This is a genomic window from Actinosynnema sp. CS-041913 (assembly GCF_050942485.1).
Classification (GTDB): domain Bacteria; phylum Actinomycetota; class Actinomycetes; order Mycobacteriales; family Pseudonocardiaceae; genus Actinosynnema.
The window spans coordinates 5524382-5548759 of record NZ_CP192037.1 but is presented as its reverse complement, the minus strand read 5'-3'; the positions used below and the strand labels follow the sequence as shown (position 1 = coordinate 5548759).

At 71.8% G+C, this 24378-nt stretch carries 20 protein-coding genes; 8 read left to right on the top strand and 12 right to left on the bottom strand.

Going from position 1 to position 24378, the window contains the following annotated elements:
* Position 1 precedes the first annotated feature (1 nt).
* Positions 2–1177: a cytochrome P450 gene (locus tag ACQPZF_RS25150; RefSeq protein ID WP_433260818.1), complete on the top strand. Its 1176-nt coding sequence runs from the start codon at positions 2–4 to the stop codon at positions 1175–1177.
* 184 nt (positions 1178–1361) lie between these two features.
* Entirely contained in the window at positions 1362–1709 is a 348-nt protein-coding gene (locus ACQPZF_RS25145; protein ID WP_433260816.1) for a helix-turn-helix domain-containing protein, read from the top strand.
* Here ACQPZF_RS25145 and ACQPZF_RS25140 read toward each other — a convergent pair.
* Positions 1696–2304 carry a ClpP family protease gene (locus tag ACQPZF_RS25140; protein WP_433260814.1) on the bottom strand — a complete coding sequence of 203 codons (609 nt, stop codon included), beginning with the start codon at positions 2302–2304 and terminating at the stop codon, positions 1696–1698. The genes ACQPZF_RS25145 and ACQPZF_RS25140 overlap by 14 nt on opposite strands.
* Positions 2301–2927: a ClpP family protease gene (locus ACQPZF_RS25135; RefSeq protein WP_433260812.1), complete on the bottom strand. Its 627-nt coding sequence runs from the start codon at positions 2925–2927 to the stop codon at positions 2301–2303. The genes ACQPZF_RS25140 and ACQPZF_RS25135 overlap by 4 nt, the downstream gene beginning before the upstream one ends.
* A gap of 717 nt (positions 2928–3644) precedes the next feature.
* Here ACQPZF_RS25135 and mptB point away from each other — a divergent pair.
* Genes mptB through ACQPZF_RS25120 form a run of 3 tightly spaced genes read left to right on the top strand, consistent with a single transcriptional unit; the run spans position 3645 to position 7801 of the window.
* Complete coding sequence (gene mptB, locus ACQPZF_RS25130; protein ID WP_433260810.1) at positions 3645–5312, top strand: polyprenol phosphomannose-dependent alpha 1,6 mannosyltransferase MptB; 1668 nt, start codon at positions 3645–3647, stop codon at positions 5310–5312.
* The gene (locus ACQPZF_RS25125; protein ID WP_433260808.1) at positions 5305–6549 is read left to right on the top strand and encodes a mannosyltransferase; all 1245 of its coding nucleotides are present in this window, start codon (positions 5305–5307) and stop codon (positions 6547–6549) included. Before mptB ends, ACQPZF_RS25125 begins: the two co-directional genes overlap by 8 nt.
* Positions 6539–7801 carry a glycosyltransferase 87 family protein gene (locus ACQPZF_RS25120; protein WP_433260806.1) on the top strand — a complete coding sequence of 421 codons (1263 nt, stop codon included), beginning with the start codon at positions 6539–6541 and terminating at the stop codon, positions 7799–7801. The genes ACQPZF_RS25125 and ACQPZF_RS25120 overlap by 11 nt, the downstream gene beginning before the upstream one ends.
* A 122-nt stretch (positions 7802–7923) precedes the next feature.
* Here the strand turns inward: ACQPZF_RS25120 and ACQPZF_RS25115 are convergent, their stop codons facing one another.
* The 4 genes from ACQPZF_RS25115 to ACQPZF_RS25100 all read right to left on the bottom strand — a co-directional run bounded on the left by ACQPZF_RS25115 (position 7924) and on the right by ACQPZF_RS25100 (position 13348).
* Complete coding sequence (locus tag ACQPZF_RS25115) at positions 7924–8346, bottom strand: hypothetical protein (protein ID WP_433260804.1); 423 nt, start codon at positions 8344–8346, stop codon at positions 7924–7926.
* Between the two features lie 318 nt (positions 8347–8664).
* Positions 8665–9510, bottom strand: a complete 846-nt coding sequence (locus ACQPZF_RS25110) for a hypothetical protein (protein WP_433260802.1) — start codon at positions 9508–9510, stop codon at positions 8665–8667.
* 208 nt (positions 9511–9718) lie between these two features.
* Positions 9719–10570, bottom strand: coding sequence for an aldo/keto reductase (locus ACQPZF_RS25105; protein ID WP_433260800.1), 852 nt, complete (start codon positions 10568–10570; stop codon positions 9719–9721).
* A 162-nt stretch (positions 10571–10732) separates the two neighbouring features.
* Entirely contained in the window at positions 10733–13348 is a 2616-nt protein-coding gene (locus ACQPZF_RS25100; protein WP_433260798.1) for an ATP-binding protein, read from the bottom strand.
* Positions 13349–13791: 443 nt separating this feature from the next.
* Here ACQPZF_RS25100 and ACQPZF_RS25095 point away from each other — a divergent pair, with 443 nt between their 5' ends.
* Positions 13792–14397: an SRPBCC family protein gene (locus tag ACQPZF_RS25095; RefSeq protein WP_433274684.1), complete on the top strand. Its 606-nt coding sequence runs from the start codon at positions 13792–13794 to the stop codon at positions 14395–14397.
* Positions 14398–14432: 35 nt separating this feature from the next.
* Here the strand turns inward: ACQPZF_RS25095 and ACQPZF_RS25090 are convergent, their stop codons facing one another.
* A complete protein-coding gene (locus ACQPZF_RS25090) occupies positions 14433–15392 on the bottom strand; it encodes an anti-sigma factor RsbA family regulatory protein (protein WP_433260796.1) in 960 nt (319 codons plus the stop codon).
* 170 nt (positions 15393–15562) lie between these two features.
* On the bottom strand, positions 15563–16141 hold the full coding sequence (locus ACQPZF_RS25085; protein ID WP_433274682.1) for a TetR/AcrR family transcriptional regulator: 579 nt from the start codon (positions 16139–16141) through the stop codon (positions 15563–15565).
* A 155-nt stretch (positions 16142–16296) separates the two neighbouring features.
* Here ACQPZF_RS25085 and ACQPZF_RS25080 point away from each other — a divergent pair, with 155 nt between their 5' ends.
* Positions 16297–17316 carry an aldo/keto reductase gene (locus ACQPZF_RS25080; RefSeq protein ID WP_433260794.1) on the top strand — a complete coding sequence of 340 codons (1020 nt, stop codon included), beginning with the start codon at positions 16297–16299 and terminating at the stop codon, positions 17314–17316.
* A 337-nt stretch (positions 17317–17653) separates the two neighbouring features.
* Here ACQPZF_RS25080 and ACQPZF_RS25075 read toward each other — a convergent pair whose 3' ends face one another.
* Positions 17654–19603, bottom strand: coding sequence for a hypothetical protein (locus tag ACQPZF_RS25075; protein WP_433260792.1), 1950 nt, complete (start codon positions 19601–19603; stop codon positions 17654–17656).
* 188 nt (positions 19604–19791) lie between these two features.
* On the opposite strand from ACQPZF_RS25075, the gene ACQPZF_RS25070 reads away from it, so the two are divergent.
* On the top strand, positions 19792–21429 hold the full coding sequence (locus ACQPZF_RS25070) for a cation:proton antiporter (protein ID WP_433260790.1): 1638 nt from the start codon (positions 19792–19794) through the stop codon (positions 21427–21429).
* A gap of 73 nt (positions 21430–21502) precedes the next feature.
* On the opposite strand, the gene ACQPZF_RS25065 is transcribed toward ACQPZF_RS25070, so the two are convergent.
* From ACQPZF_RS25065 to ACQPZF_RS25055, 3 genes are all read right to left on the bottom strand, one after another.
* Positions 21503–22084, bottom strand: a complete 582-nt coding sequence (locus tag ACQPZF_RS25065; protein WP_433260788.1) for a dihydrofolate reductase family protein — start codon at positions 22082–22084, stop codon at positions 21503–21505.
* A gap of 66 nt (positions 22085–22150) precedes the next feature.
* Complete coding sequence (locus tag ACQPZF_RS25060) at positions 22151–22972, bottom strand: helix-turn-helix domain-containing protein (RefSeq protein ID WP_433274680.1); 822 nt, start codon at positions 22970–22972, stop codon at positions 22151–22153.
* 130 nt (positions 22973–23102) lie between these two features.
* Positions 23103–24371 carry a cytochrome P450 gene (locus ACQPZF_RS25055; protein WP_433260786.1) on the bottom strand — a complete coding sequence of 423 codons (1269 nt, stop codon included), beginning with the start codon at positions 24369–24371 and terminating at the stop codon, positions 23103–23105.
* Positions 24372–24378 lie beyond the last annotated feature (7 nt).

The following is a 24378-nucleotide window of genomic DNA, read 5'->3' as shown; positions in this document are numbered from 1 at the left end:
CGTGGTCACGATCGCGGAACTGGAGAGCGACCCCTACCCGGCCTACGCGCGGCTCCGGAGGGGGGAACCGGTGAGCTGGGCGCCGGAGGTCCGCCAGTGGCTGGTGACCGGCTGGCACGACGTCCACACCGTCCTGACGGACACCGAGCGGTTCACCACCGAGCAGCCGGCGTCGCCGATGCACGGGCTGTGCGGCGGGGCGCCCATGCTGTTCCGGGAAGGGAAGTCGCACCAGGACGTGCGGGAGGCGTTCCGGCACGACTACGACGCCCACCGGGTGACCGACTACGTGGACACCGTCGCCCGGCCGGTCGCGCACCGGGTGGCCGACGAGGTGTTCCCGGCCGGCTGCGCCGAGCTGGCCGCGGACTACTTCGAGCCGGTCACGGCGATCGCGGTGGCCACCCACCTCGGGGTGGACCTTGAAGTGGCGGACACCTTGCGCCGCTGGGGAAGAGTGCTCACCGAGGTGGCGAACAACTTCGGCCGCGACCCGGCGGTGGACGCCGGAGCAGCCGAGGTGATGGCGGACGACACGGGGCTGACCGCGGTCGTCCGGCGGTTGCGGGAGCAGCCGGACGGGTCGGTGATCTCCCACCTGCTGCACGCGAACCGGCGTGGCGGCCCACGGCCGGACGCCGACGTGCTGCCGGTGCTCAAGCACCTCGCGCTGAGCGTGGTCGAGCCCGGCTGGCTGGCGGGCTGGACGCTGGTGGCGTTGTGGTCGGCGCCGGACCAGCTCGCCGCGGTCCGGGCCGACCGGTCGCTGCTCGGGGCCGCGGTGTACGAGGCGTTGCGGTGGAGCGCTCCGGTGGGCGTGCTGGGCAGACGGACGACACGGGCGGTGACGCTGGGCGGGCGGGAGATCCCGGCCGGCGACATGGTCGCCGCCGCCATCGCCTCGGCCAACCGGGACGAGGCGGAGTTCACCGATCCGGACCGGTTCGACCTGCGCCGCGACGTCCGACGGCACCTCGGGTTCGGTGTCGGGCCGCACGACTGCCCGGCGTACCCACTCGTCACCGCCGCGGCGCGCACCGCGCTGGACGTGCTGTTGGAGCGGATGCCCGCGGTGCGGCCGGCGCCGGGCTGGAGCGCGGCCCCGCACGGCTGGAAGCTGCGGCTGCCGGGGCCGCTCGACGCGGTGTGGGACGGGGCGGCGAAGCGGGCGTCCTGAGCGGAACCCCGGGCCGCCGGTGTCGCCGACAGTCCAATGCCCCGCTGGTCCGGCCCGTCGACGATCGCCGGGGATGTCCCGGGGGCTGGGTTCCGCCGGGGCGGTAACCGTGCCCCGGGAGCGCCGGTTCCGCCAGGAGCGGAACCACTGCCCCGGGGCGTCGGACCTGCGTCAGGATGACGGCATGGCGGACATCCTCCCTTTCCACCAGAAGCGCACCCGCACGCCGGACCGCGAGCCCGAGCCGCTGTGGCGCGAGGTGCTGGGCCGGAGTCTGCGAGCGGCCAGGGAGGAGCGGGGTAGCCGTCTGGTCGACATCGCGGAGCGGGCCGGTATCTCGCCGCAGTACTTGTCTGAGATCGAACGCGGTCGCAAGGAGCCCTCCAGCGAGATGATCGCCGCGGTCACCGGTGCGCTCGGGGTCGGGCTGGTCGACCTGCTCGCCGGCATCGCGAGCGATGTCCGGCGGCACCGCGGCGCGGATCGCACGGTCGGGCGTCGCCCGGCGGGACCGGTGCTCATGGCCGCGTGAGATCGCCGGTGCGGTGTTCGAGGACGTGGTCCGCGAGCCCGTAGCCGACGGCGCCCGCCGCGTCGAACACCCGGTCGCGGTCGGTGTCGTGCCGGAGCTGCGTGGCGGCGCGTCCGGTGTGCAGCGAGAGGATGTCCTCCAACTGGGTGCGCACCCGCACCACCTCGTCGGCCTGGAGGATGAGGTCGGGGATGGTGCCGCGGCCCTGTGCCGCGGGCTGGTGCAGCACCACCCGGGTGTGGGGCAGCACGAAGCGGTGCCCGGCCTCGCCGGCGGCCAGCAGCACCGCACCGGCCGCGACCGCCTGGCCGACGCACGTCGTCGCCACCGGCGCTTTGATGTAGCGCATGGTGTCGTACAGCGCGAGCATCGCGGACGGGTCGCCGCCCTCGCTGTTGATGTAGAGGTTGATCTCGCGTTCCGGGTTGTCCGCCTCCAGGTGCAGGAGCTGGGCGATCAGCGCGTTGGCCACACCGGAGTCGATCGCGGTGCCGAGGTAGACGATCCGCTCGGACAGCAGGTGCGAGTAGACGTCCATGATCCGCTCGCCGTTGACGCTGCGGGTGATCACGTTGGGGATGGTGTAGGTGCTCATGCGCGTGCCTCCGTCCGCGGGCCGAGGCCCAGTTCGTGCGTGCGCACCGGCACCACCTGGCCGAGACTGTCGACGATGTGGTCGATGAAGCCGTACTCGCGTGCTTGAGCGGTGGTGAACCAGCGGTCGTGCAGGGAGTCGGTGAAGATCCGGTCGATCGGCTGGCCGGTGTCCTCCGCGATGAGCCCGAGCACGGTGTCGCGGGTGTGCCGCAGGTCGTCCGCCTGCACCTGCACCTCGACCGCCGAGCCGCCGATCCCCGCCGAGCCCTGGTGCATCAGGATGCGGGCGTGGGGGAGGGCGAACCGTTTGCCCGGTGTGCCCGCGGACAGCAGGAACTGCCCCGCGCTGCACGCCAGCCCCAGCGCGAGCGTCGCCACGTCGCACGGCACGAGCCGCATCACGTCGCGGATGGCCAGCATCGCGGGGACCGAGCCGCCCGGCGAGTGGATCCACAGCGCGATGTCCTTGCCGGGATCCTCGGCGGCGAGGGAGAGCAGTTGGGTGGCGAGCACCGTCCCGTTGTCGTCGTCGAGCGGGCCGTCGAGCACGAGCACCCGTCGGCTGAAGAACCGTTCCCGAAGCCGGTGGTCGAACAGCGGCTGCTTCTCGTTGTCGGTCATGCTCCGAACAATGCCGACGCACCGCCGCGATCCGCCGGTCTCGCTGCTGTGGGCAGATCAGCCCTCAGCAGGCAGGTGCCGGCCCTCCGGTCCCCGCCTCGCGATCCCCCGCCTCCCGACGCCTGACGCCCGACCCGTGGCGCGCGACCCCTGCCGCCCGACCCCTGCCGCCCGACCCGTGACGCCCGACCCGTGACGCCCGACCCGACGCCCGACCCCTCACGCCCGTACCCCTCACGCCGGTAGCCCGGATGGGTGGTTTGCCCGCGGGTACCCCTCGGTCATGCCGGCACCCCGCCCAGTCTCCCGACGTCGCGGTTCAAGGCCGCACCCGTCGCGCAACGCCGACCGTCGGGGCGCGGGGAGGGGCGATCGTCACATCGGGTGGTCCTCGGGCGCCGGAGGGCCTGTAGTAAGGTCGTCTGTTGGGACGATCGTTCCCACGCCCGTGAACCACGCCGTGGTGACGCGGGCAACAGGAACAGGCAGCGGCACCGATGCGGGATCGCGGGACGCTTTCCGACTGTCGGCCAAGGTGGGGAACCACACACCCGGAACGAAAGAGCAAACATGGGTTTCGTGTCATCCGGAGTGGACGATCGTGCCAGCATTCCGGGTCATGGCCGCACACGTCCCTGATCTCCCCGTCGCCGTTCCCCACCCGCAGGGTCGGCGCACGCGAGGACGGATCACCGGATCGATGAGGCGGACCTGGTCGTGATCGCTGACGTCAACGCGGGCGGCGAACGGGCGCAGGTCGTCGCGGATCGCCCGAACGTGTGGAAGACGGTGATCCGGCAGGTTCCGCTGCGGGTGCTGCGGCCGGGCGTGCTCGGCGCGCTCCTGATCGCGATCGGCGGCGTCGGAGCCGGCGCGGTCGTCCACCGCGATCCGCTCCTGAGCGACACCTTCTTCAACGTGGTGCGCTACGGCCACGGCCGTGACCTCGCCACCGCGGTCCTGTTCGCCGGACTGGCGCTCATGGTCGTGTCGTGGATCCGGCTCGGCCGGATGGTGCGCTCCGGCGAGATCGGCGGTCGCGGGGTCGCGCTGGCCGCCGCCGCCTGGACCGCACCGCTGATCATCGCCCCGCCGCTGTACAGCCGGGACGTCTACAGCTACCTGGCCCAGGGCGCGGTGCTGCTGCGCGGGTTCGACCCCTACACGACCGGCGCGTCCGCGTTGACCCTCCCGCTCGGCGGGAACGTGGCGTCGCTGTGGCAGGACACGCCGTCGCCCTACGGGCCGCTGTTCCTCCTGCTCGCCAAGTCGGTGGTCGCCGTGACCGGCGACAACGTGATCATCGGCGCGGTCCTCATGCGGCTGGCCGTGCTCTGCGGGCTCGTGCTGCTCGCCTGGGCGACGCCGGGCCTCGCGCGGCACCTCGGCGGGCGCGTCTCGGTGGCGCTGTGGCTGACCGTGGCCAACCCGCTGGTGATCGCGGTGGGCATCGGCGGCGCGCACAACGACATCCTGATGGTCGGCCTGATGGCGGTCGGCGTGCTGATGGTGCTGGACGGCAAGCACGTGCGCGGGTTCGCGGTGATCGCCCTGGCGACCGCCGTGAAGGCCACCGCGGTGCTGGTGATCCCGTTCCTGGTGTGGGTGTGGGTGGCCCGGATGTCCGGTCCCGCCCGGCACCGCTTCGTCAAGGTGTGCGCGGTCGGCGGGCTCACCTTCGTCGGCGTGTTCGGCCTGTCCACGCTGGTGGCCGGGGTCGATCTGGGGTGGATCGACGTGCTGCGGTCCCAGACCCCGCTGCTGACCTGGATGTCGCTGCCCTGCGCGGTCGCCGAACTCGCGTTCTACTCGGTCGGGCGCCACTTCGGCGCCGCCACCTACGAAGGCTTCCTCGGGTTCTTCCGGTCGGCCGGGGTCTACGTCCTGGTCGCGGTGCTCGTCCGCCAGTGGTGGATGGCCAGGGCGGGCGGCGTGGAGGCCATCCGGCGCGCCGCGATCGCCCTGCTCGCCGCCACCGTGCTCGCCCCGTCGGTGCTCCCGTGGTACTTCACCTGGGCGTTGGCGATCGCCGCCGCGTTCGCGTGGAAGGACCGGTGGCTCGCGGTCGCGGCCGGCACCTCGGTGTGGATGGTGCTGGTGACGCTGCCCGACGGCACGATCGTCGCGCGGTGGCACTACGGGTCGATGAACCCGGTGCTGTGGTGGTCCTACCTGGCCGTCACCGTGCTGATCGGCGTGTGGGTGGGCATGTCCCTGCTCCAGCGCGGACCTGGGCAAACGGCGACGCCGACCCCGCCCACCGGCCCGGCCCCGTCCGGCGCGGAGGTCGTCGAGGTCGCCGCCGAAGAGCCGGAGGTGGCCGGGCAGCGCCAGGACCAGGTCCCGCGCTCCCAGCCGGGGCTCAAGGGGGACGGCGTTGGCTGAGCGCAAGCTGCTCCGGTTCGCGCCGCTGGTGCTGTTGCTCTCGCTCGGCCGGTACGCCTGGGTGCTGGGCAGCCCTGACGGCTGGGGCATGATCGACCTCAAGGTCTACTGGACCCTGGCGCCGAACCTGTTGAGCGACCAGCTCTACACGATCGACATGCCGTTCACGGCGGACTTCCCGCTGCCGTTCACCTACCCGCCGTTCGCGGCGCTGGTCTTCATCCCGCTGTCGTGGCTGCCGTGGCTGGCCGCCCGCATCGTGTGGCAGCTCCTGTCCTTGGTGTGCCTGTGGTGGCTGGTCCGGACGGCGTTGAAGCTGGTGGCCGCCAGGTCGGAGCAGCCGTGGGACGCCACCTGGTCGCGCCGGGCGATGCTGTGGACGGCGCTGGCCCTGTGGTGCGAGCCGGTCCGCAAGACCCTCGACTTCGGGCAGATCAACCTGGTGCTGATCGCCGGCGTGTTCGCCGCGATGGTCGCCTCCCGCCAAGCGGTGGCCGGGCTCGGCGTCGGTGTCGCGGCGGGTTTGAAGCTGACTCCCGCGATCTCGTCGCTGTACTTCCTGGTCACCCGCAGGTTCGCCGCGGCGGCCTGGTCGGCGGGGGGTTTCGCGCTCACCGCGGCCCTGGGCTTCCTCGCCTCGCCCGCCGACTCGTGGCGCTACTGGTTCGACCTGCTCGGGGCGGCCGACCGGGTGGGCCCGGTGGGGTCCGCGATCAACCAGTCGCTGCGGGGCGCGTTGTCGCGCAGCCTCGGCCACGACGTCGGCACGTCCTGGCCGTGGCTGCTAGCGGTGGTGGTGTCCGCCGTGCTGACCGGGTTCGCGCTGCGTGCCGCGGTGCGGGCGGGCGACACGCTGGCGACCGTGGTGGCCGTGCAGCTATTCGGCCTGCTGTTCTCGCCCATCTCCTGGAGCCACCACTGGGTGTGGGTGGTGCCCCTGGTGCTGTGGATCTGCTATGGGGCGGCCCGCCGCGGCCCGCTCGGGTGGTCCCTCGCCGCGGCCTGGGTGGTCGCCACCGGCACGGACCTGATCACCTACCTGATCGACCAGCAGCCGAGCATCTGGGAGATCCCCCGGCCGTGGCCGCTGGCCGTGCTCGGGTGGTGCTACCCGCTGCTCGCGCTGATCACGCTCGCGGTGCTGCCGAGGCTGCTCCGCGCGGACACCGGCGCGCCGCGGCAGGACGACGGGCCGCCGCTCACCGAGACGTCGAAGGCCGGGCGCAATGCCGGCTGAGCTGTCGACCCGCCGGAAGACGCTCGCGGAGTGGGAACGGCGGCTGCTGGCCCTGGCCCCGTGGCTGCTGGTGGTCTCCGCGCTGGTGCGCGCGTGGACCATCGTCACCGGGTTCGGGAACGAGACGATCGACCTGTACGTGTACTGGGCGCTCGCCCCGCACGTGTTGAGCGACGACCTGTACCAGGTCACCTCGCCGAACTCGCCGCCCGACTTCCCGCTGCCGTTCACCTACCCGCCGTTCGGCGCGCTGGTGTTCCTGCCGATGACGTGGCTGCCGTGGGTCGTGGCGCAGTGGACCTGGCGCCTGCTGTCCGCGTTGTGCCTGTACTGGATGGTGCGCGTCGCCCTGCGGCACGTGGCCGGCACGGGCTGGACCGCGGACGCCCCGCTGTGGCGGCGTCGTGCGCTGCTGTGGACCGCGCTGCTGCTGTGGATGCAGCCGGTCTACCACACGTTCGAGTTCGGTCAGATCAACCTGGTGCTGTCGGCCATCGTGCTCGGTGCGATGCTGGCCAAGAACCCGCGGCTCGCGGGGGCCGGGGTCGGCTTCGCGGCGGGCGTGAAACTGGTGCCGGCCGTCTCCGGGCTGTACTACCTCGCCGCCCGCAGGTTCGCCGCGGCCCTGTGGTCGGTGGTGGCGTTCGCGGTGAGCGTCGGGCTCGGCTTCGCCGTGGACCCGGCGCAGGCCAAGCACTACTGGTTCAGCCTGCTGGGCGACGCGAGCCGGGTGGGCCCGGTCGCCACCGCGCACAACCAGTCGCTGCGCGGCGCGCTGTCCCGCACCTTCGGCTACGACGTGGGGATGTCCTGGCCGTGGCTCGTCGCGGTCGTGGTGGCGGCGGTGCTCACCGGCTTCGCGCTGCGCACGGCGGTCCGGTCGGGTGACGCGCTGCTCGGCGTGCTGGTCGTGCAGTTCTTCGGGCTGCTCGTGTCGCCGATCTCGTGGGACCACCACTGGGTGTGGGTGGGGCCGCTGCTGATCTGGCTGCTGCACACCCGCGGCACGCCGTGGCTGCGCCGCTGGCTACTGGTGCTCTGGTGCCCGGTGATGTTCCTGGACGTGATCGCGTTCCAGCTCGACCGGCAGCCGACGATCTGGACGATCAGCAGGCCCGGCTACCTCTCCGCCATCGGGTGGGCCTACCCGGCGCTCGCCCTGCTCACCCTGGCCGGGATCGCGTTCGTCATCGGCAGACGTGCGGTGGCGTCCCGAGGAGTGACACCGGGTCTCTCCGACGTCGGAGCGTGACGGCGTCGGCTGCACCCGGCACCCGCCTGGACCGAACCGGCCGCGGCCGTCCCGGTGGGCACACCGGGACGGCCGCGGCACGTGTTCCTGACGCGGTCCGCACGTCGGGCCACGTCACCGGGTCACACGCAGGAGTGCCCGATGACCTCCGGCTGCTCCAGCGGGTTGTCCGGGTTCACGTAGCTGACCACGTGCACGCAGAGGTGGTCGATGGGCGGGCTGGTCTGCGGGTAGACGTTGAGGTCCTGCCAGGTGTCCCCGCCGTCGACCCACCTCGCCTCCCAGGGGTTGCTGTCCGCCACGCCGCCGGCGAAGACGGTGACGTCGACGTACACGTACCGGCGGCTGGAACACTCGACCGTCCAACCGGCCTCCCTCGCCGCCGGGTCGAGGTGGATGTCCGTGGTGACGCAGCCGGCGAGGGCTCTCACCGGGGCGCCGGTGGCCGCAGCCGCCGGGCCGGCCGCGACGGTGAGGGCGCCGGCGGCCAGGGCCACGGCGGCGAGGGTCCGGACGGTGCGCTTGCGGTCGGTCGAACTCCGCACAGGTCCTCCACTCCAAGATTGGTCTGGACCTCTTGAGTCTGCCGAGGCGCGTGCCGGGGCACCTACCGCCGTCCGGGCGCGTCCACCGTCACAGCCCGACAGGCTTGCCATCCAACGCTGTTTGTGGCAACGAAAGTCTGTACTGTCCACATCGGACGATTGATCGGTAGAGGTCGCCGAGGTTGTCGGGGATGTTGGCGGCCAGGGCGGTGTTGCCGAGAGCGCGGAACAGGGTGAGAGCCAGCACTTCGGCTTCCCACAGCAGGTTCCCGAGGCGCGGAAGGGGCTCAGTGCGTGACAGGAGCCCTCCGGGTGGTGTCAGGGATTCCAGAACACGGTCGAATGCGCACGGTCGAAGCGCCGTGCGGCCAGGTCGTCCAGCCTGATCGCCCAGTGGACGGTGGCGCCGGCCACGTCCTGGATGTCGGTGTACCAGTCCGCGAGCAGCACCCAGTCCCCGGCCGCGCCGGTGGTGTCAACCGGCCGACTGCCGTTCCGCTCCGCCTCCCCGGCGAACCACGCGGCCGTCGCGACGGGATCGAATTCGAGGGACTCCTCCCAGCCGTAGCCGCCGATCTGCAACGCCCCGCTGTCGCCGCACGTGTCCAGCCACACGTCGCGTAGCTGCTCGGAGTGGGGATGCCCGGGAAGCGGCTCCATGTAAGGATGCTCGGGAATCTCCACCGCACCGTGGTAGGGCAGGGACACATCGACCGCCAGGCGCAGCTCACCCTGCGGGTACGCCTCGCAGATCTCCTGGTAGCCCGGGACCTCACCGTAGAAGTAGGGGTTCCTGTCCCGCTCCTCGACGGGCGTGCCGGCGGGGACGTACACCACCTCTCCCGCGGATTCGGGGCCGTCCGAGAGTTCCGGGAAGGCGAACAGCAGCAGATGACCGTCGTCCGGCAGCGGCAGATCCGTCGCATCCCCGGGCAGGGCCGCGCAGTCGATCGAGGCGACGAGGGGGAACCAGGGGTCCGGGGCGTCCGCGGGGAGCAGCACGGGACCGCCGAACCGGCCCACGACGGGCCCGTCCCCATCAGACGTCAACCTCGCACACGGCCGGGCAATGCCCAACCACCGCTCGACATCCGCGTCGGGGATGTCCCGCCGGAGAGCCTCTACGCGGAACAGGTTCAACCTGCGTGACATCTCGGGAGTCATGCGGCGAACCTATCGCCGGTAACCGTCCACTTGGCACAGAAGACCCACAAAACCTGCCCGAAGGGGAAGAACCGCCGAGCTTTCGAACCATTGTCGCCCGGCTGACCGCGGTTCCGGCCGTGTCGTGCGGCGGTGTCCTGGAACGCGATGGCCTGGAACGCGGGGCCTGGAACGCGGGGCCTGGAACGCGGGGCCTGGAACGCGGTGGTCAGTCGGTCACGCGGACCTTGCCGAGCCGGCTGGTCATCGTCGGGTCGCGGTGGTCGAAGAACAGCGACGCGCCGGTGTCCAGGGCGGCGATGCGGGCCATCTCCTCGTCGGTGAGGCCGAAGTCGAACACGGCGATGTTCTCCGCCATCCGGTCGGCGCGGACGGACTTCGGGATCACGACGACCTCGCGCTGCACCAGCCAGCGCAGCACCACCTGTGCCACGGACCTGCCGTGCTCCTCGGCGATCCCGCTCAGCACGGGGTGGGTGAACAGGTTGTTCCTGCCCTCGGCGAACGGCCCCCACGACTCGATCTGGACACCGCGCTCGCGCATGATGTCCTGCTCGGCGGTGCGCTGGAAGAACGGGTGCGTTTCGATCTGGTTCACCGCGGGTGCGACCTCGTTGTGCTCGATCAGGTCGACGAGCCGGTCGGGGTAGAAGTTGGACACCCCGATCGCCTTGGCGCGCCCCTCGCGGTAGATGTCCTGCATGGCCCGCCACTGGCTGTAGACGTCGCCGTAGGGCTGGTGCATCAGGTACAGGTCGACGTGGTCCAGGCCGAGCCTGCGCAACGAGGTGTCGAACGCGCGCTTGGTGTTGTCCCCGGCGGGGCCGTCCTGCACCCACAGCTTGGTGGTGACGAACAGTTGTTCGCGCGGGATGCCGCTGGCCTTGATCGCGCGGCCCAGGGCCTCCTCGTTGCCGTAGCCGGCCGCGGTGTCGAGCAGCCGGTAGCCGGCGGCGAGGGCGTCGGTGACGGCCTGCTCGGTCTGATCCGGCGGGATCTGGTAGACGCCGAAGCCGAGGATCGGCATCTCGACGCCATTGTTGAGGGTCACGTTGTGCACGGGGTGGTTCCTTCTGGGCGCGGCGGATGGTTCCGGCGACGGTACTCCGCCTCGCCTACCCCGGGCACCACCGACGAAACACCGCGGAACCGCGCGGGTGGCACGATTCGCTGTATCAGGCGACCGAGCCCCGAGCAGCACCAGCCGCTGTCGGCGGTCGGGCTAGCGGATGGCGGGGAGGTCCCGGAGCCGGCGGCGCGAGGTGATGGCCAGCTTGCGGAAGATGTTGCGCAGGTGCGCGTCGACGGTGCGCGGACTGAGGAACAGCTTGGCGGCGACCTCTTTGGAGGTGGCGCCGTCGGCGACCAGGCGGGCGATGTGCACCTCCTGCACCGTGAGTGCGTCGGAGGCCGGTGACGAACGGCTGCGTGCGCGTTCGCCGGTGGCTCGCAGTTCGTTCGCCGCCCGGGTCGCGAAGGCTTCCGCGCCGAGACCGGACAGCAGTTCGTGGGCGCGGCGGAGTTGGGTCCGCGCGTCGCTGCGTCGTCCCTGTCGGCGCAGCCACTCTCCGTAGACCAGGTGGGCGCGACCGCGGGAGATCGCCGGCGGACTGGCCTCCAGCAGCGAGATGGCCTGCTGGTAGGCGTCTTCGTCGTTGTCCACCAAGGCACGTGCGTAGGCCTCGATGCCCCGCCCCCACGGTTGTCCGCCCGCACTCGTGCGCTCGGTCAGCGCCGCGAGGGCGGAGCGCGCGGTTTGGTCACGGCCGCAGCGCACGGCGGCTTCGACCAGTTCGGGCAGGGCTTGGCCGGCCAGTCCGAGGTCGCCGGTGGCGATCGCCTGCTCGGCGGCCCGCAGGGCGACCGGGTAGTCGGCGAGGCCGTTGCCGAGGACGGCGGTCGCGTACTGCACGCTCAGGCTCATGTGCGGGCCGACCCGGGAGAACAGGTCCTCGGCTTCGGTGCGCCGCCCGTGCAGGGCCGCCAGGTGGAGGCGTGGGTAGACGAGGGGAGCGGCGCCGGTGGCCTCCGCGATCGCCTCCTCCTCGGAGATCATCTCCTTGGCGGCGCCGAAGTCGCCGGTGTGCGCGGTGACGGTGGCGAGCATGGCGAGCCCGATCGGCAGCACGTGGAAGGAACCGGATTCCCGCCCGGCCGCGGTGACCCGGGCGGCGATGTCGCACATGGCGTCGGCGTCCCACAGTTCGAGGGCGAGCAGGTAGCCGAGGGTCGGCCACCGGGTCCACGCTTCGTCGCCGCTGTCGGCCACGACGGGGCGCAGCAGTTCGGCGGCGGCTCGGTGGCCGTGGTCGGCCAACGCCACCATGCCGTCCAGGACGGTGTCGGCGCTGCGCGGAAGTCCGGGCACGGGAGGCGCCGTCCTCGCGGCGTCGACCACCCCCGCCAGGCCGCCGGTGAGGATGGCCATCTCGATGGCGTCCACGTAGGTCGTCCGCGCGTCCGCCGGCTCCTTGTCCGCCAGCTTGGCGGCGGCGCGGAGGAGGTGGTCGGTGGGGAGGTCCCCGCCTCGGAAGCGGGTGAAGGAGATCCGGCCGCGCAGCAGGTCGACCCGCGGATCGTCGGGGTGGACGGTGGACAGCAGTTCGGCGGCCACGTCGAAGTCCCCGGCGGACAGCTTGGCCTCGACCGCGGCCAGCACCCGCTCGACCCGCAGGCCGGGTTCGAGGGTCAACGCGGCGGAGCGCTCCAGGAACGCCGCCGCGGCGGCCACCCCGCCACGGGACTGCGCGCGGGACGCCGAGTCGGCGAGTGCGGCGGCCACCTCCTCGTCGGGGCCGACGCCGGCGCGGGCGCGATGCCAGGCCACCCGGTCGGGATCGGCGAGCGGGTCGCTGACCTGCGCGAGGGCGTGGTGCGCGCGACGCCGCTGGGACTCGGTCGCGGCCTGGTAGACCGCCGAGCGGGCCAGGGGGTGCACGAAGCGCACCCTGGTGCCGAACTCGACCAGCGGCACGTCCCGCGCGGCGGTCTCCTCCACACCCAGCAGCGCCGCCGCCCGCCACAGCAGGCCGGGATCGCCCATCGGCTCGGCGGCGGCCACCGTCAGCAGCAGCCGGACCTCGGGCGGCAGCCCCGCCAACCGGGCGCGGAAGCTCCGTTCGGCGGCGGCCGGGGCGGGCAGGTCGAAGCCACCGGCGAGGCCGGTCAGCCCGGCGGTCCCGGCCAGTTCCACCAGGGCCAGCGGGTTGCCGCGGGACTCGGCCAGGACGCGGTCGCGGACCCGTTCGTCCAGGGGCGCGCGGATCTCGCGGGCCAGCAACGCGCGTGCTTCGGGCTCGCTGAGCGGCTGGACGTCCAGCTTGGGCAGGTGATCCAGTTCGGGCACGTCCTCGCGTGCCGCGAAGACCACCGCCACCCGCTCGGCGGCCACCCGGCGGGCCACGAACGCCAGCGCCCGCGCCGAGGCGCGGTCCAGCCAGTGGGCGTCGTCGACGAGGCACAGCAGCGGCCGGTCGCTCTCCAGCAGCAGGCCCAGCGTCGCCGCCCCGGCCAGGAACGGGTCGGGGGTGCCGGTGTCCATGCCGAACGCGATCCGCAGCGCCGTGCGGTGCGGGGCAGGCAACGCCTCCAGGTGCGCCAGGACCGGAACGCACAGTTGGTGCAACGCCGAGTACGGCAGCTCGGTCTCGAACTCGGCGCCGGAGGCCCTCACGACCAGGAAACCGGAGGCCGCTTCGGCCAGGTGGGCCAAGAGCGCGCTCTTGCCGATGCCCGGTTCCCCGCGCAGCAGCACGGCGTCGCCCCGGGACCGTGCCGCCTCGTCCAACAACACCTGAAGCCGCGACGTCTCGTCCCGCCGCCCGAGCAGAACATCCATTTGCCACGAATCATGGCGGACGGACCGCACTAAATCCAGGACGGGTAGGCGAGAACCACCGACGCGAACCGCAGTCACCCGGCGGCATCGTGGAGCCCAGCGAAGAGCACGGTCGGCTCCAGCGCCGGCTGCCTCGCCCGACCACCGCGGCCGACGCCGAACCGGGTGGTCGGACCAGTTGACGGACAAGGAGAAGGACCATGCCCACCACCGACTCGCCCACCCCGCCCGACCACCAGGCCCGCCCCGATGCCGCACCGACCTCGCGCCGCCGAGCCGACCCCGCGCCGTCTCCGCGCCATCGGGCCAACCCCGCGCCGTCCCTTCGCCATCGGGCCGACCCCGCGCCGTCTCCGCGCCATCGGGCCGACCCCGCGCCAACCTCGCGCCGTCGGGCGGGTGCCTCACCGACCCCGCGCCGCCGGGCCGGTGCGCGTGCTGCCCTGCTCGCGATCCCGCTGGCCGCCGCAGGCATCCTCGGTCTCACCGCCGCACCCGCTCAAGCCGCCGCACCCGGCCAGACCACCCACCCGACCTCGCTGACCTGCCGAGGGGCAGGCGTCGATCCCGCCGCCAAGATCCGGTACCGCACCGAGACCCTGATCAAGGCGTCGCCGAGGACGATCTGGGGCCTGCAGACCGACGTGGAGCGCTGGCCGTCCTGGCAGCAGGTCGTGACCAGCAGCAAGCGCCTGGACCACGGCCCGCTCCGACCGCGCTCGCAGTTCCTGTGGACCACCCCGGTGCCCGCCACGCCCACCACCCCGGCCACGACCCTGGTCATCACCTCCACCATCGAGCAGCTCCGGCACCACAAGTGCATCCGCTGGACCGGACCCGCGATCGGCGAGGGGCTGCGCATCGACCGGGGCGTCCACGTCTGGAACTTCACCGAGGCCGAGGGCGGTGTCCTGGTGCGCACCGAGGAGACCTGGACCGGTGACCAGGTCGAAGCCGACGTGCCCACCTCCGTCCGCTACCTCGGGGACGGTCTCGACGCCTGGCTGGCGGCGCTCACGACCGCCGCCGAAGCCCGGCACTGCGACTGATCGGAGCCGGGCGGCGGCGCGTAGCGGGGTGCTGGTCAGCCGTGCTCGGGGTCGCCCATGGTGAGGCGGACGGTGAAGCCGTTGTCGTCGCGGTCGAGGGCGATGTGGTGGCAGAGTTGGTGGGCCAGCCAGAGGCCGAGGCCGCCGAGGGACCGGTTCGGGGCGGGCAGCAGGCCGGCGAACGGGTCGTCGGGTCCGGCGCCGCGGTCGTGGACCGTGACGACCAGGCGTCCCGGGTCGGACCAGAGGCGGACGTGGACCGGTGGGCGGCCGTGGAGCAGGGCGTTGGTGACGACCTCGGTCACCGCCAGCACCATGTCGCCGACCTGTTCGGCGGGCAGGCCGCTGCGGTTGGCGGCGAGCACGGCGCGGCGAGCGGCGAGTGGGGTGGGGTCGGTCATTTCGACCAGCGGGGGCGAGTACTGGACCGAATGGTCCAGCACTGGCCGGGGCGTGGTGAGAAACGTGGGCGGCTCGACGTAGCGGTCGTTGGCCAGGTGCCGGCCGTCGGGCGTGACCACGAACGGGTGGGTGAGTGCGACGTCGTGCAGGACGTGCCGTGGTGTGGTGCGGGTGTCGTAGCCGCACATGCTGCGGAGCGGGAACTCGTCGTAGATGTGGTTGACCGCCGCTTCGTACCGGGCCCACCAGTCCCAGGTGGCGCCCAGTCCCGAGCGGGGGACCTCGCCGAAGATGCGGATGTGCCGCGCGCCTTGGGCGACGTACTCGGTCATCAGTTCCCGGTAGGACTTGATGGCGGCGGCGGGTCGTGCGTAGAGGTCGTCGGCGACGAGGAAGGTGACGTCCGACTTCTCCGGCAGCGCGGCGCGCACCAGGTCGACTTTGTGCTGCTCCAGCGACACCACGGTCGGCTCACCGGCGTCCAGGCCGGCGCGGGCGAACGGCACCACGACGGCCAGCAACTCGTCGTAGGAGTCGTAGTAGACCGCGGCGTGGTCGTAGCCACGGCCGCCGGCGCCTACACCTGTCCTCATCGTGCCGCTCCACGCGCGCCGGTCGAGGTCGACGCCTCTGGAGGTCGAGCGGTCGGACAGTGGCACCCGCGCCCACCACCGCCCCAGATACGAGGAAAGTGTAGTCGAACGGCCGCACGAGGCAGGCCGGGGTGCGTGTCGAAGAGCGGAACGATGCTCCGCCTGCGTCTCTAGTGGACGCGCAGTCCGGCGATCAGGAGTCCGACCATGCGGCGCGCGTCGTAGCGGGGGTTGCTGCCCGCGCCGATGCAGAGATTGCCGACGCCGCGCAGCAGTTCGTAGGCATCCGTGTCGGGGCGGATCTCGCCGGCCGTGGTGGCGGCGTCGAGCAGTTGGGCGCACACGGGGACGAGGCGGTCGAGGAAGTAGGCGTGCAGGGTCTCGAAGGCGGCGTCGTCGGACTGCAGCGCCTCGGCGAGGCCGTGCTTGGTGACCAGGAAGTCGACGAAGAGGTTGATCCACCGGGTCAGGGCGGCGTGCGGTGTGGTGCTGTTCGCCAGCAGGGTCGGGCCGGCCTCGGCGCAGGCTTCCACCTGGTGCCGGTAGACGGCGACGATGAGGTCGGCCCGCGTCGGGAAGTGGCGGTAGATCGTGCCGACGCCGACGCCGGCCCTGGCGGCGATGTCGCGCACCGGCACGTCGACGCCGGACGTGACGAAAGCCGCGCCGGCCGCGTCCAGCAGCGTCTTCTCGTTGCGCCGGGCGTCGGCCCGCTTCCGCGGGGTCGGCGACCCCGGCCCGCTGTCCATGTCGGCCACTGCGCCGCTACCTCCAACTTGGCAAACGGAACAACGTTCCGTATATTGGTTAGCGGAACAACGATCCGCTTGTTACCAGGATGCCAGAGCGGGCGGACCGGGCCAACCCGTCGCGCGCTCGCCGCACATTTCGTGGAGGAACAGCCATGCAGTACCGCACCTTGGGCCGCACCGGTGTGCAGGTCAGCACCCTCGTGCTCGGCGCGATGAACTTCGGCAAGCTGGGACGCACCACCCAGGACGAGGTCACCGCCATGGTCGACGCCGCCCTGGCCGGGGGGATCAACCTCATCGACACCGCCGACATGTACGGCCAGGGCGAGTCGGAGGAGCTGGTCGGCAAGGCCGTCGCCGGCCGCCGCGACGACATCGTGCTGGCCACGAAGGCGACCATGCCCATCGGCGACGAGCGCAACCACCAGGGCAGTTCGCGCCGCTGGCTGGTCACCGCGTTGGACGACAGCCTGCGTCGGCTGGGCGTCGACCACATCGATCTCTACCAGATCCACCGGTGGGACCCGAGGACCAGCGACGAGGAGACGCTGTCGGTGCTGACCGACCTGCGGCGCGCGGGGAAGATCCGCTACTTCGGCTCCTCGACGTTCCCCGCGTACCGCGTCGTGCAGGCTCAGTGGGCCGCCCGGGAGAACCACCTGGGCCGCTACGTCACCGAACAGCCCAACTACTCGATCCTCCAGCGCGGGGTCGAGGCCCACGTCCTGCCCGTGACGGAGCAGTACGGACTGGGCGTGCTGGTGTGGAGCCCGCTGGCCTCGGGCTGGCTGTCGGGCGCGATCCGCGAGGGCCGGGAAGTCACCACCAGCCGCTCGGCGTTCCTGCCGCAACGCTTCGACACCGCCATTCCCGCCAACCGGGCCAAGCTCGACGCCGTCGAGCGGCTGGCCGCGGTCGCCGACGAGGCCGGTCTGACGATGATCCAGCTCGCACTCGGTTTCGTGACCGCGCACCCGGCCGTGACCAGCGCGATCATCGGCCCGCGCACCCTGGACCACCTGCACTCCCAGCTCGCCGCCGCGGACACCGTGCTGTCGGCCGACGTGCTCGACGCGATCGACGCGGTCGTCGCTCCCGGCGTCGACCTCGCCCCGCACGAGAAGAACGACACGCCACCGTCCCTGCTCGACGCGGCGCAGCGACGTCGCTGAACGCCCGTCGAGTCGTCGAGCACCACGACGTCCTGCGGTAGGGCGCACCTCGCCGAACGACCGCGTGCCGGCCGAACCCGGTGGAGCCGTGTTCGCCGTTCGGGCAGGCTGGGCGTCGTGGAGTACCGGGTGTCGGAGGTCGCTGGGTGACCGCGGTCGAGACGGCCCTCCGCGCGGGCGGCTGCCGGCTCCTCCAGGTGAAGACCCTCGGACCGGCCCACCCCGACCAGGGTTACGCCGACACCAGGGCCATCTACCAGGCCGCGGGATTCCTGCCGTTAGAGGTGGGCCACGGCCGTCGCCGTGGCCCACCCTGCGGTCGATCGATCACCTCAGCTCAGGCACCGCCGCGGATCAACCGCACGCCGCGGACGACGAGGTCGGCCGATCCGCCGTTGTAGAGGCGGAAATCCATGCCCGACGGCTGCGCACCCCGGAACGATGCGTCCGACAGGCTGAAGATCGCGGTCTTCAGCACGCCGGAATTCGTGTTCGTGACCGTCGGTGTGGAGACGGTCGCGGCGTTCGCCGTGCTGTACTGCAGACTCCACTTCGCCGTTCCCGTGTCGCGGTAGGTGACGGCGATCCTGAAGTCGCGCGCGGTCGTCGGGGCGAATCGGTTGTCCAGGTCGAAGTAGATGTAGTCGTTGCCGCTCGCGTGATCGGTTCGTCGCGCGAAGTAGGTCACGGCTGGTTGCGTGGACCCGCCCTCGCCGACCTTGCAGAAGCCGTACTGGTCCGGGGCCCACGTGTGCTGCTCGGCCGGTGTCGTGCGTCCGCCGGATTGGACGTCCCGCTGGAGGAGGAACTTCTCGTAGTTGTGGTAGCGGCGGGTGCCGTTGTAACAGCCGTCGTAGAACATCTGCAACGTGGCCCAGGCGTCCGGCGACTCGTTCACCGGGTAGCCTGCGCTCTGCCGGAAGTAGTCCCGCAGTGCCGCGAATCGCGGATGTGCCGCATCGTTGGCGTCCGTGCGCAGCTCGCGGGGGAAGATCGCCCAGTTGTGGCCCTTGCGCAGCATGTTCAACACGGCCAGGCGGTAGTAGTCGTAGTTGTCGAACACGCCGGCGAGGTTCGCGATCTCGAATTCGTTCCCGTAGAACGACACGCCCGCGCGGCCGATCTCGTGGATCGTCTTCGCCGTCAGGTAGTAGTGGGACTGTCCGGGCTGCGCGCCGACGGGAGTGGGCTGGACGGCCACCGTGTCCTGCCCGATGAGCGGCTGCCTCAACTGCGCCGTGACGCTCTCGCCATTTCCTTCACGCAGTTGCGTGCCCAGGTTCCGGAGCGCGTAGTCGGCCAGCCACTTCGACACGCCGGGGTCGGTGTCGTCCGGAAGGTTCCACTCGCCGGCACTCGTCCAGACGACTTTCTTCGCGCCCACCGCAGTCGCCCAGGCGTCGATGATGTCTTTTGCGTAGGATTTCAGGATCTCCGGGGTCAGGCCCTTGGCGACCGCATCGCGGTAGACGTTGCCCGGCATCCAGAACTCGCCGGCGTTGAGCGTCGTCGCGTACGCGTACTTGACGCGTGCGTCGGTCCCGTAGCGGCTGAACATCTCCTTGATGAAACGCACCACTTCCTGCCGCGGGCAGCTCTCCCACAGGGCCAGGCCCCACGCCGCCGAGCCGTTGTTGATCACTTTCACCGGCTTGCCGGCTTTCGCGCACTTGTCGATCACCCACTGCGGCGCGTGCCACTTTCCGGTGTTGTCGACCGTGCCGAGTATCGTCCAGATGAGCGCCGTCTTACCCGCCGCGCCGAGCTGGTTCAAGCTGTACGAGTTGGCGCTGGTGATGCTTTCGATCCGGTCCCACCGGTAAACCCCTTCGGACGGGTTGAGGTCGCGCCAGTACGCGCCCACCCAATGCAGGTCGGTGGTCGGGCTCCAGTTGACCGCCGGTCCCCAGATCTGGTTCAGGCCGCCATAGGGGCTCTTGGCGGGGTATCGCGCCGGCAGTGCCCAGTATTCGCCGTTGCGGACTTCCACCGTCGGAGGTAGCTGCGGGGACGAACCCGCCGTCCAGTAATGGTTGGACGCGCCGGTGCACTCCAATTGCTCGATCACCGCGCCGTCCTGGACCGCTTGCGGGCCGCCGCGCACGTCCGAGCATTCGCCGGAATGGTGTGCGACAACCGTCGTAGCCGCTGCGGACGCGAGCGGACCGGCCGTCACGGCGGTCGAACCGGCTAATACCGCAAATGCGGCGGCCGGCGCAAGCCACCATCGTCGTCTCATCAGGAATCCTCTCTCTACCTGCGGTTCGACGCCCGGCGCCGACCGCAACGACGGAAACCGAAGCACGACTACCCAAGGCGAAGATCTACTACGCCGCGAATCGGGGTGGAATTCGTCCGGACTTCCTGACGGGTCGTTTTCCCGCCGACGTCGGGACGGTGGCCGCACCGGTCGCCGGAGGGGCGCGAAGCGGGTTCGTGCCCCAGCATGGTGGGCACAACCGCGGAGGAGGGTGTGTGCTGGAGGTCGTCGCAGTCGCGGTGCTGGCGCTGGTGGTCATCGCCGCCGCCGCGGTGCTCGCGCCGAGACTGGGTGTCGCCGCCCCGCTCGTCCTCGTGCTGGTGGGCATCGTCGTCGCGCTGGCCCCGGTGCTCGAAGACGTCGAGGTCGACCCGGAGTGGATCCTCCAAGGCCTGCTGCCACCGCTGCTCTACGCCTCCGCGGTGTCCATGCCCGCCATGAACTTCCGCCGCGAGTTCCGGGCCATCAGCGGCCTGTCCGTCCTGCTGGTGGTCGCGAGCGCCCTCGTGCTGGGCGCGCTGTTCGCCTGGCTCGTCCCCGGCCTCGGGTTCGTCTGGGGCGTCGCGCTCGGCGCGATCATCAGCCCCACCGACGCGGTGGCGACCTCCATCATCAAGGGGACCGGCATCCCGCGCCGCGCCGTGGTCATCCTCGACGGCGAGAGCCTGCTCAACGACGCCACCGCCCTGGTGCTCCTGCGCACCGCGGTCGTCGCCACGGCAGCCGGGTTCTCCTTCTGGGGCGCGGTGGGCACCTTCGCGTACGCCATCGCGGTCGCCGTCGTCGTCGGGGTCGTCGTCGGGTGGGCGAACCTGGCGGTGCGCCGGCGGGTGGCGGACGCGACCGTGAACACGATCCTGTCGTTCACCGTCCCGTTCGCGGCTGCCGTCCCCGCCGAACTGCTGGACAGCTCCGGCCTCGTCGCCGCCGTCGTGGCAGGCCTGATCACCGGCTCCCGCGCGCCCCGCGTGCTGCCGCCCCGGCACCGGATGTCGGACGCGCAGAACTGGGCGAGCGTCGAACTCGTCCTCGAAGGCGTGGTCTTCCTCGCGATGGGGCTCCAGTTGTCCGCGATCCTCGGCGAGGTGCAGCGCGAGCACACCGGCCTCGGCACGGCGATCGGGATCGCGGCCGGGGCGCTCGCGGTGACGCTGGCCGTGCGCGCGGCCTACGTCGCGCCCCTGCTGTGGGCGCTGCGGCGTCGCGCGCTGCGCTGGCAGGTGCTCCAGCCCCGCATCGCCGCCATGGGGGAACGCCTCGAAGCCGGCGACCCGGTGCCGGTGGTGCGACGCCGCGGCCCTGGCCGCCGTCATCACACGCAACGCGACCTGCAGCGCTTCGCCACCAGGGTCCGCCGCTCGCTCGCCGACATCGACTACCTGCTGCGGCAGCCGCTCGGCGTCCGCGAGGGCACGGTCGTGGTCTGGGCGGGCATGCGCGGCGCGATCACCGTCGCCGCCGCGCAGACCCTCCCGGAGAACGCCCCGCACCGGGCCCTGCTGGTCTTCGTCGCCTTCGCCGTCGCCACCCTGTCGCTGCTGGGGCAGGGCGGAACGGTCGGGCTCCTCGTCAAGCGGCTCTTCCCGGCCCGGACGGACGCGGCCGACCAGGCCGAGCAGGAAGCCGAGCGGCGGCAGATCCTGGCGCTGCTCGAAGACGCGGCCCGCGACGTCCCGCGCCCGGAGGGCGTCTCGGACAAGCAGCACCGCCTCACAGTGCTCACCGCGCAACGCGATGCGCTCCTCGACGCCCGTGACGAGGGCACGTTCGACGCCGACGCGTTGTCCGCCGCACTGCGCAACGTCGACGCGGAGCAGATCACCCTGGAGTTGCGCGGCAGCCCCACCGGGTGATCGTCCCCGGCATACGGGGTACCGGTGGCCCGGAGTTGCCCAGCCGACCGCACCGGCAACCCGCTCGGATCGGTCAACGGCGCACCCGATAGCGCAGGTGAAGCACCCGGTGGCCCTGAATCACCACGTCAGGACCCTCCAACAGGTGCTGGGCGTGGACCGACCCGAAGTAGCGCTTGCCGGACCCGAACACGACGGGCACGACGTCCATGCGCACCTCGTCGACCAGGCCCGCGGCAAGCGCCTGGCCACCGACGTCGCCGGCGGCGACCTCGACCAGACGGTCACCCGCCAGCTCCTGCGCCCTGGCCACGGCTGCCTCGACGCCGTCGACGAAGTGGAACGGCGCCTCGGGGTTCCAGCCCTCGGGCTCCGGCCGGTGTGTCACGACGACCACGTGGTCGATCCCGCTCGGAGGCTTCCCGTCCCAGCCGTCCGTCAGGTCGAAGACGTGGCGGCCGGCGATGGTCACCCCGATCTGGTCCCAGTACGGCCGGGTGTAGTCGTAGGAGGTCTGCGACACCTTCAGCTCGCCGCTCTCGTCCAACGGGACGTCGCCGCCGGACAACCAGTCGAACAGCGGTCCGGGCTGGTCATTCTCGTCCGCGATGAAGCCGTCCACCGACACCGAGCTGTACATGACCACTTTGCCCACGGGGCTCTCCTCTGCTTGGGGGTGCCCCGAAATTAGCGTGTCGTGAGCTGTCGCTCTTGTAAGAAATCAATCGGCCGGCAGCGGCCAGCCGTCCAGCGCGTGGCCGGGGTGTTCGCGCAGGAACCGCCGCCGTACTTCGACGTACCGGGTCGGCGTGAGCCCCGTGAACGCCCGGAACTCGTGGCCGAAGTGGGCCTGGTCGAAGTAGCCTGCGCCACCGGCGAGGTCGCCCCAGTCGACCGGTCCGGCGGGGTTGATCGCGAACACGGTGGCGGCGAAGCGGTAGGTGCGGGCCAGCCGCTTCGGCGTGACGCCGATGAGCTCCTTGAACCGCTTCGCCAGTTGAGTGCTGCTGACGCCGGCTGCCACGCTCAGGTCGCCGATCGCCACCGCCCCGCCGGTCGCCGCGATGACGCTGCTCGTATGGCGGACCAGCCCCAGGCCGGCGGTCTCGCACAGCCGTCGCAGCAGCTCCTCCTCCAGCAGCGTCAGCATCTCGTGCGGTCCGGGCGCCGTGGCCAGCCGGTCCCGCAGCCCGGCAACGGCGGGCCGGCCCCAAACCTGCTCCACCGTCACCGGCCGGTCACACAGCTCGGCCGCGGGCATCGGCAGGAACGGTGCCGCCCCCCACGGCTTGAAGTGCACGCCGACGGACCGGGTCCGGGGTGGGTAGCCGAACTCCCACGCGCGGGTGGGCATGGTGACCACGCAGCCGTCGGCGTACTCGGCCGTCCCGATGTCGGTGCCGGCGCGGATGCGGAACGGCGCCCCGAGGTTGACGATGAGCAACGCCGACGGCCCCGGCGGCAGTGTCAGCCGGGCGTACGGCGGCGCACCCCCCAGGTAGTAGAGGTCGTCGATCAGCCCGTCCAGCGGCGGTCGCGGCACTCTGGACACGTACTCCACGCCCACAGCATCGCCGACGCCCCGCCGGCATCGCGCGCCGGGATGGTCCAGCCGCGCTGCCGCCGGCAACGTCTTCGCCGTCGCGACCGTCACCGTCCGCAGGCGATGGCGGTCAGGCGACGAGGACGGCCTCGACCGCCCGGTACGGGTTCATGATCGGGGACTGGCGGCGGGGGAACCGGTCGAGGACGTCGGTCCGGTCGCCCACGGCGTAGGAGCCCGGATAGCGCGAGGTCACCTCCCGCAGCACGGTGCCGACCTCCAGCCGGGCCAGTCGGGCGCCGATGCAGTAGTGCGGACCGTGCCCGAACGCCACGTGCTGGGCACGGGTCTCGCGGCCGGGCGCGAACGACCGCGCGTCGTCGCCGTGCACCGCCGGGTCTCGACCCGCCGAGCCGAGGTTGACCAGGACGATCGCACCGGCGGGGATGGTGGAGCCGCCCACGTCGAGGTCCACTTCGGCGAACCGGTGAGGGGCGTTGCGCACGCCCGGATCGACTCTCGACACCTCCTCGACCACCTGGTCCACGTGGTCGGGGTGCGCGGCCAGCCATCGCCAGCCGCCCGGCTCGTCGCGGTGCGCCAGCAGCAGGGCGATCGCGTTGCCGATGACGTTGGCCGTGGTCTCGTGGCCGGCCACGATCAACAGCAGTGCGGTCCCGACCAGCTCGTCCGGGCTGAGCCGATCGCCGTCCAGGCTGACCGCGACCAGGGCGCTGAGCAGCCCGTCGTCCGGGTGGTCGCGCTTGTGGTCGATCAACTCGGCCAGGTAGCCCCGCAACCGCCGGGTGGCGGGGAGGTTGAGTTCGGGCCTGCCCGCCAGCAGCGCGTCCGTCCACTCGCTCAGGCGCGCCGCGTCCCGCGCCGGGACGCCCAACATCTCGTTGACGACCGTCAGCGGCAGGGGAGTGGCGAGCCGGGTCACCAGGTCCACGGGCTCACCGACCGGCAGGCCGGCGACGAGTTCGGCGGCGACCTGCTCGATCCGCGGACGCAGCGCCCGCACCCGCCGCGCGGTGAACTCACCGGCCACCAGCCCGCGCAGGCGCTGGTGGTCCAGGCCGTCGGAGTTCAGCACCGTGCGCGCGAACATGCCGTTGACGTCCGGGGGCAGGTCCCGCGCGACGAGTTGCCGCTGCTGCACGGCGGTCAGCTTCGCGGAGTCCTTGGACAGTCGCGGATCGGCCAGGAGTGGGCGCGCGACCTCCAACGGCGCCGTGACGACGTGCACGCGGACCCCGTTGGGGAGGTCGGCCTCCGTGACCCACTCCCCGCGGTCGCGTTGTCGGTCCTCGACCAGGTGGTGGGCGCAGCCCCGCAGATCCGGCCCGCCCACGAGGTCCTGGGTGGAAGGCGCACGTCGCTCGTCACCGGCCGCCATGCCGTCT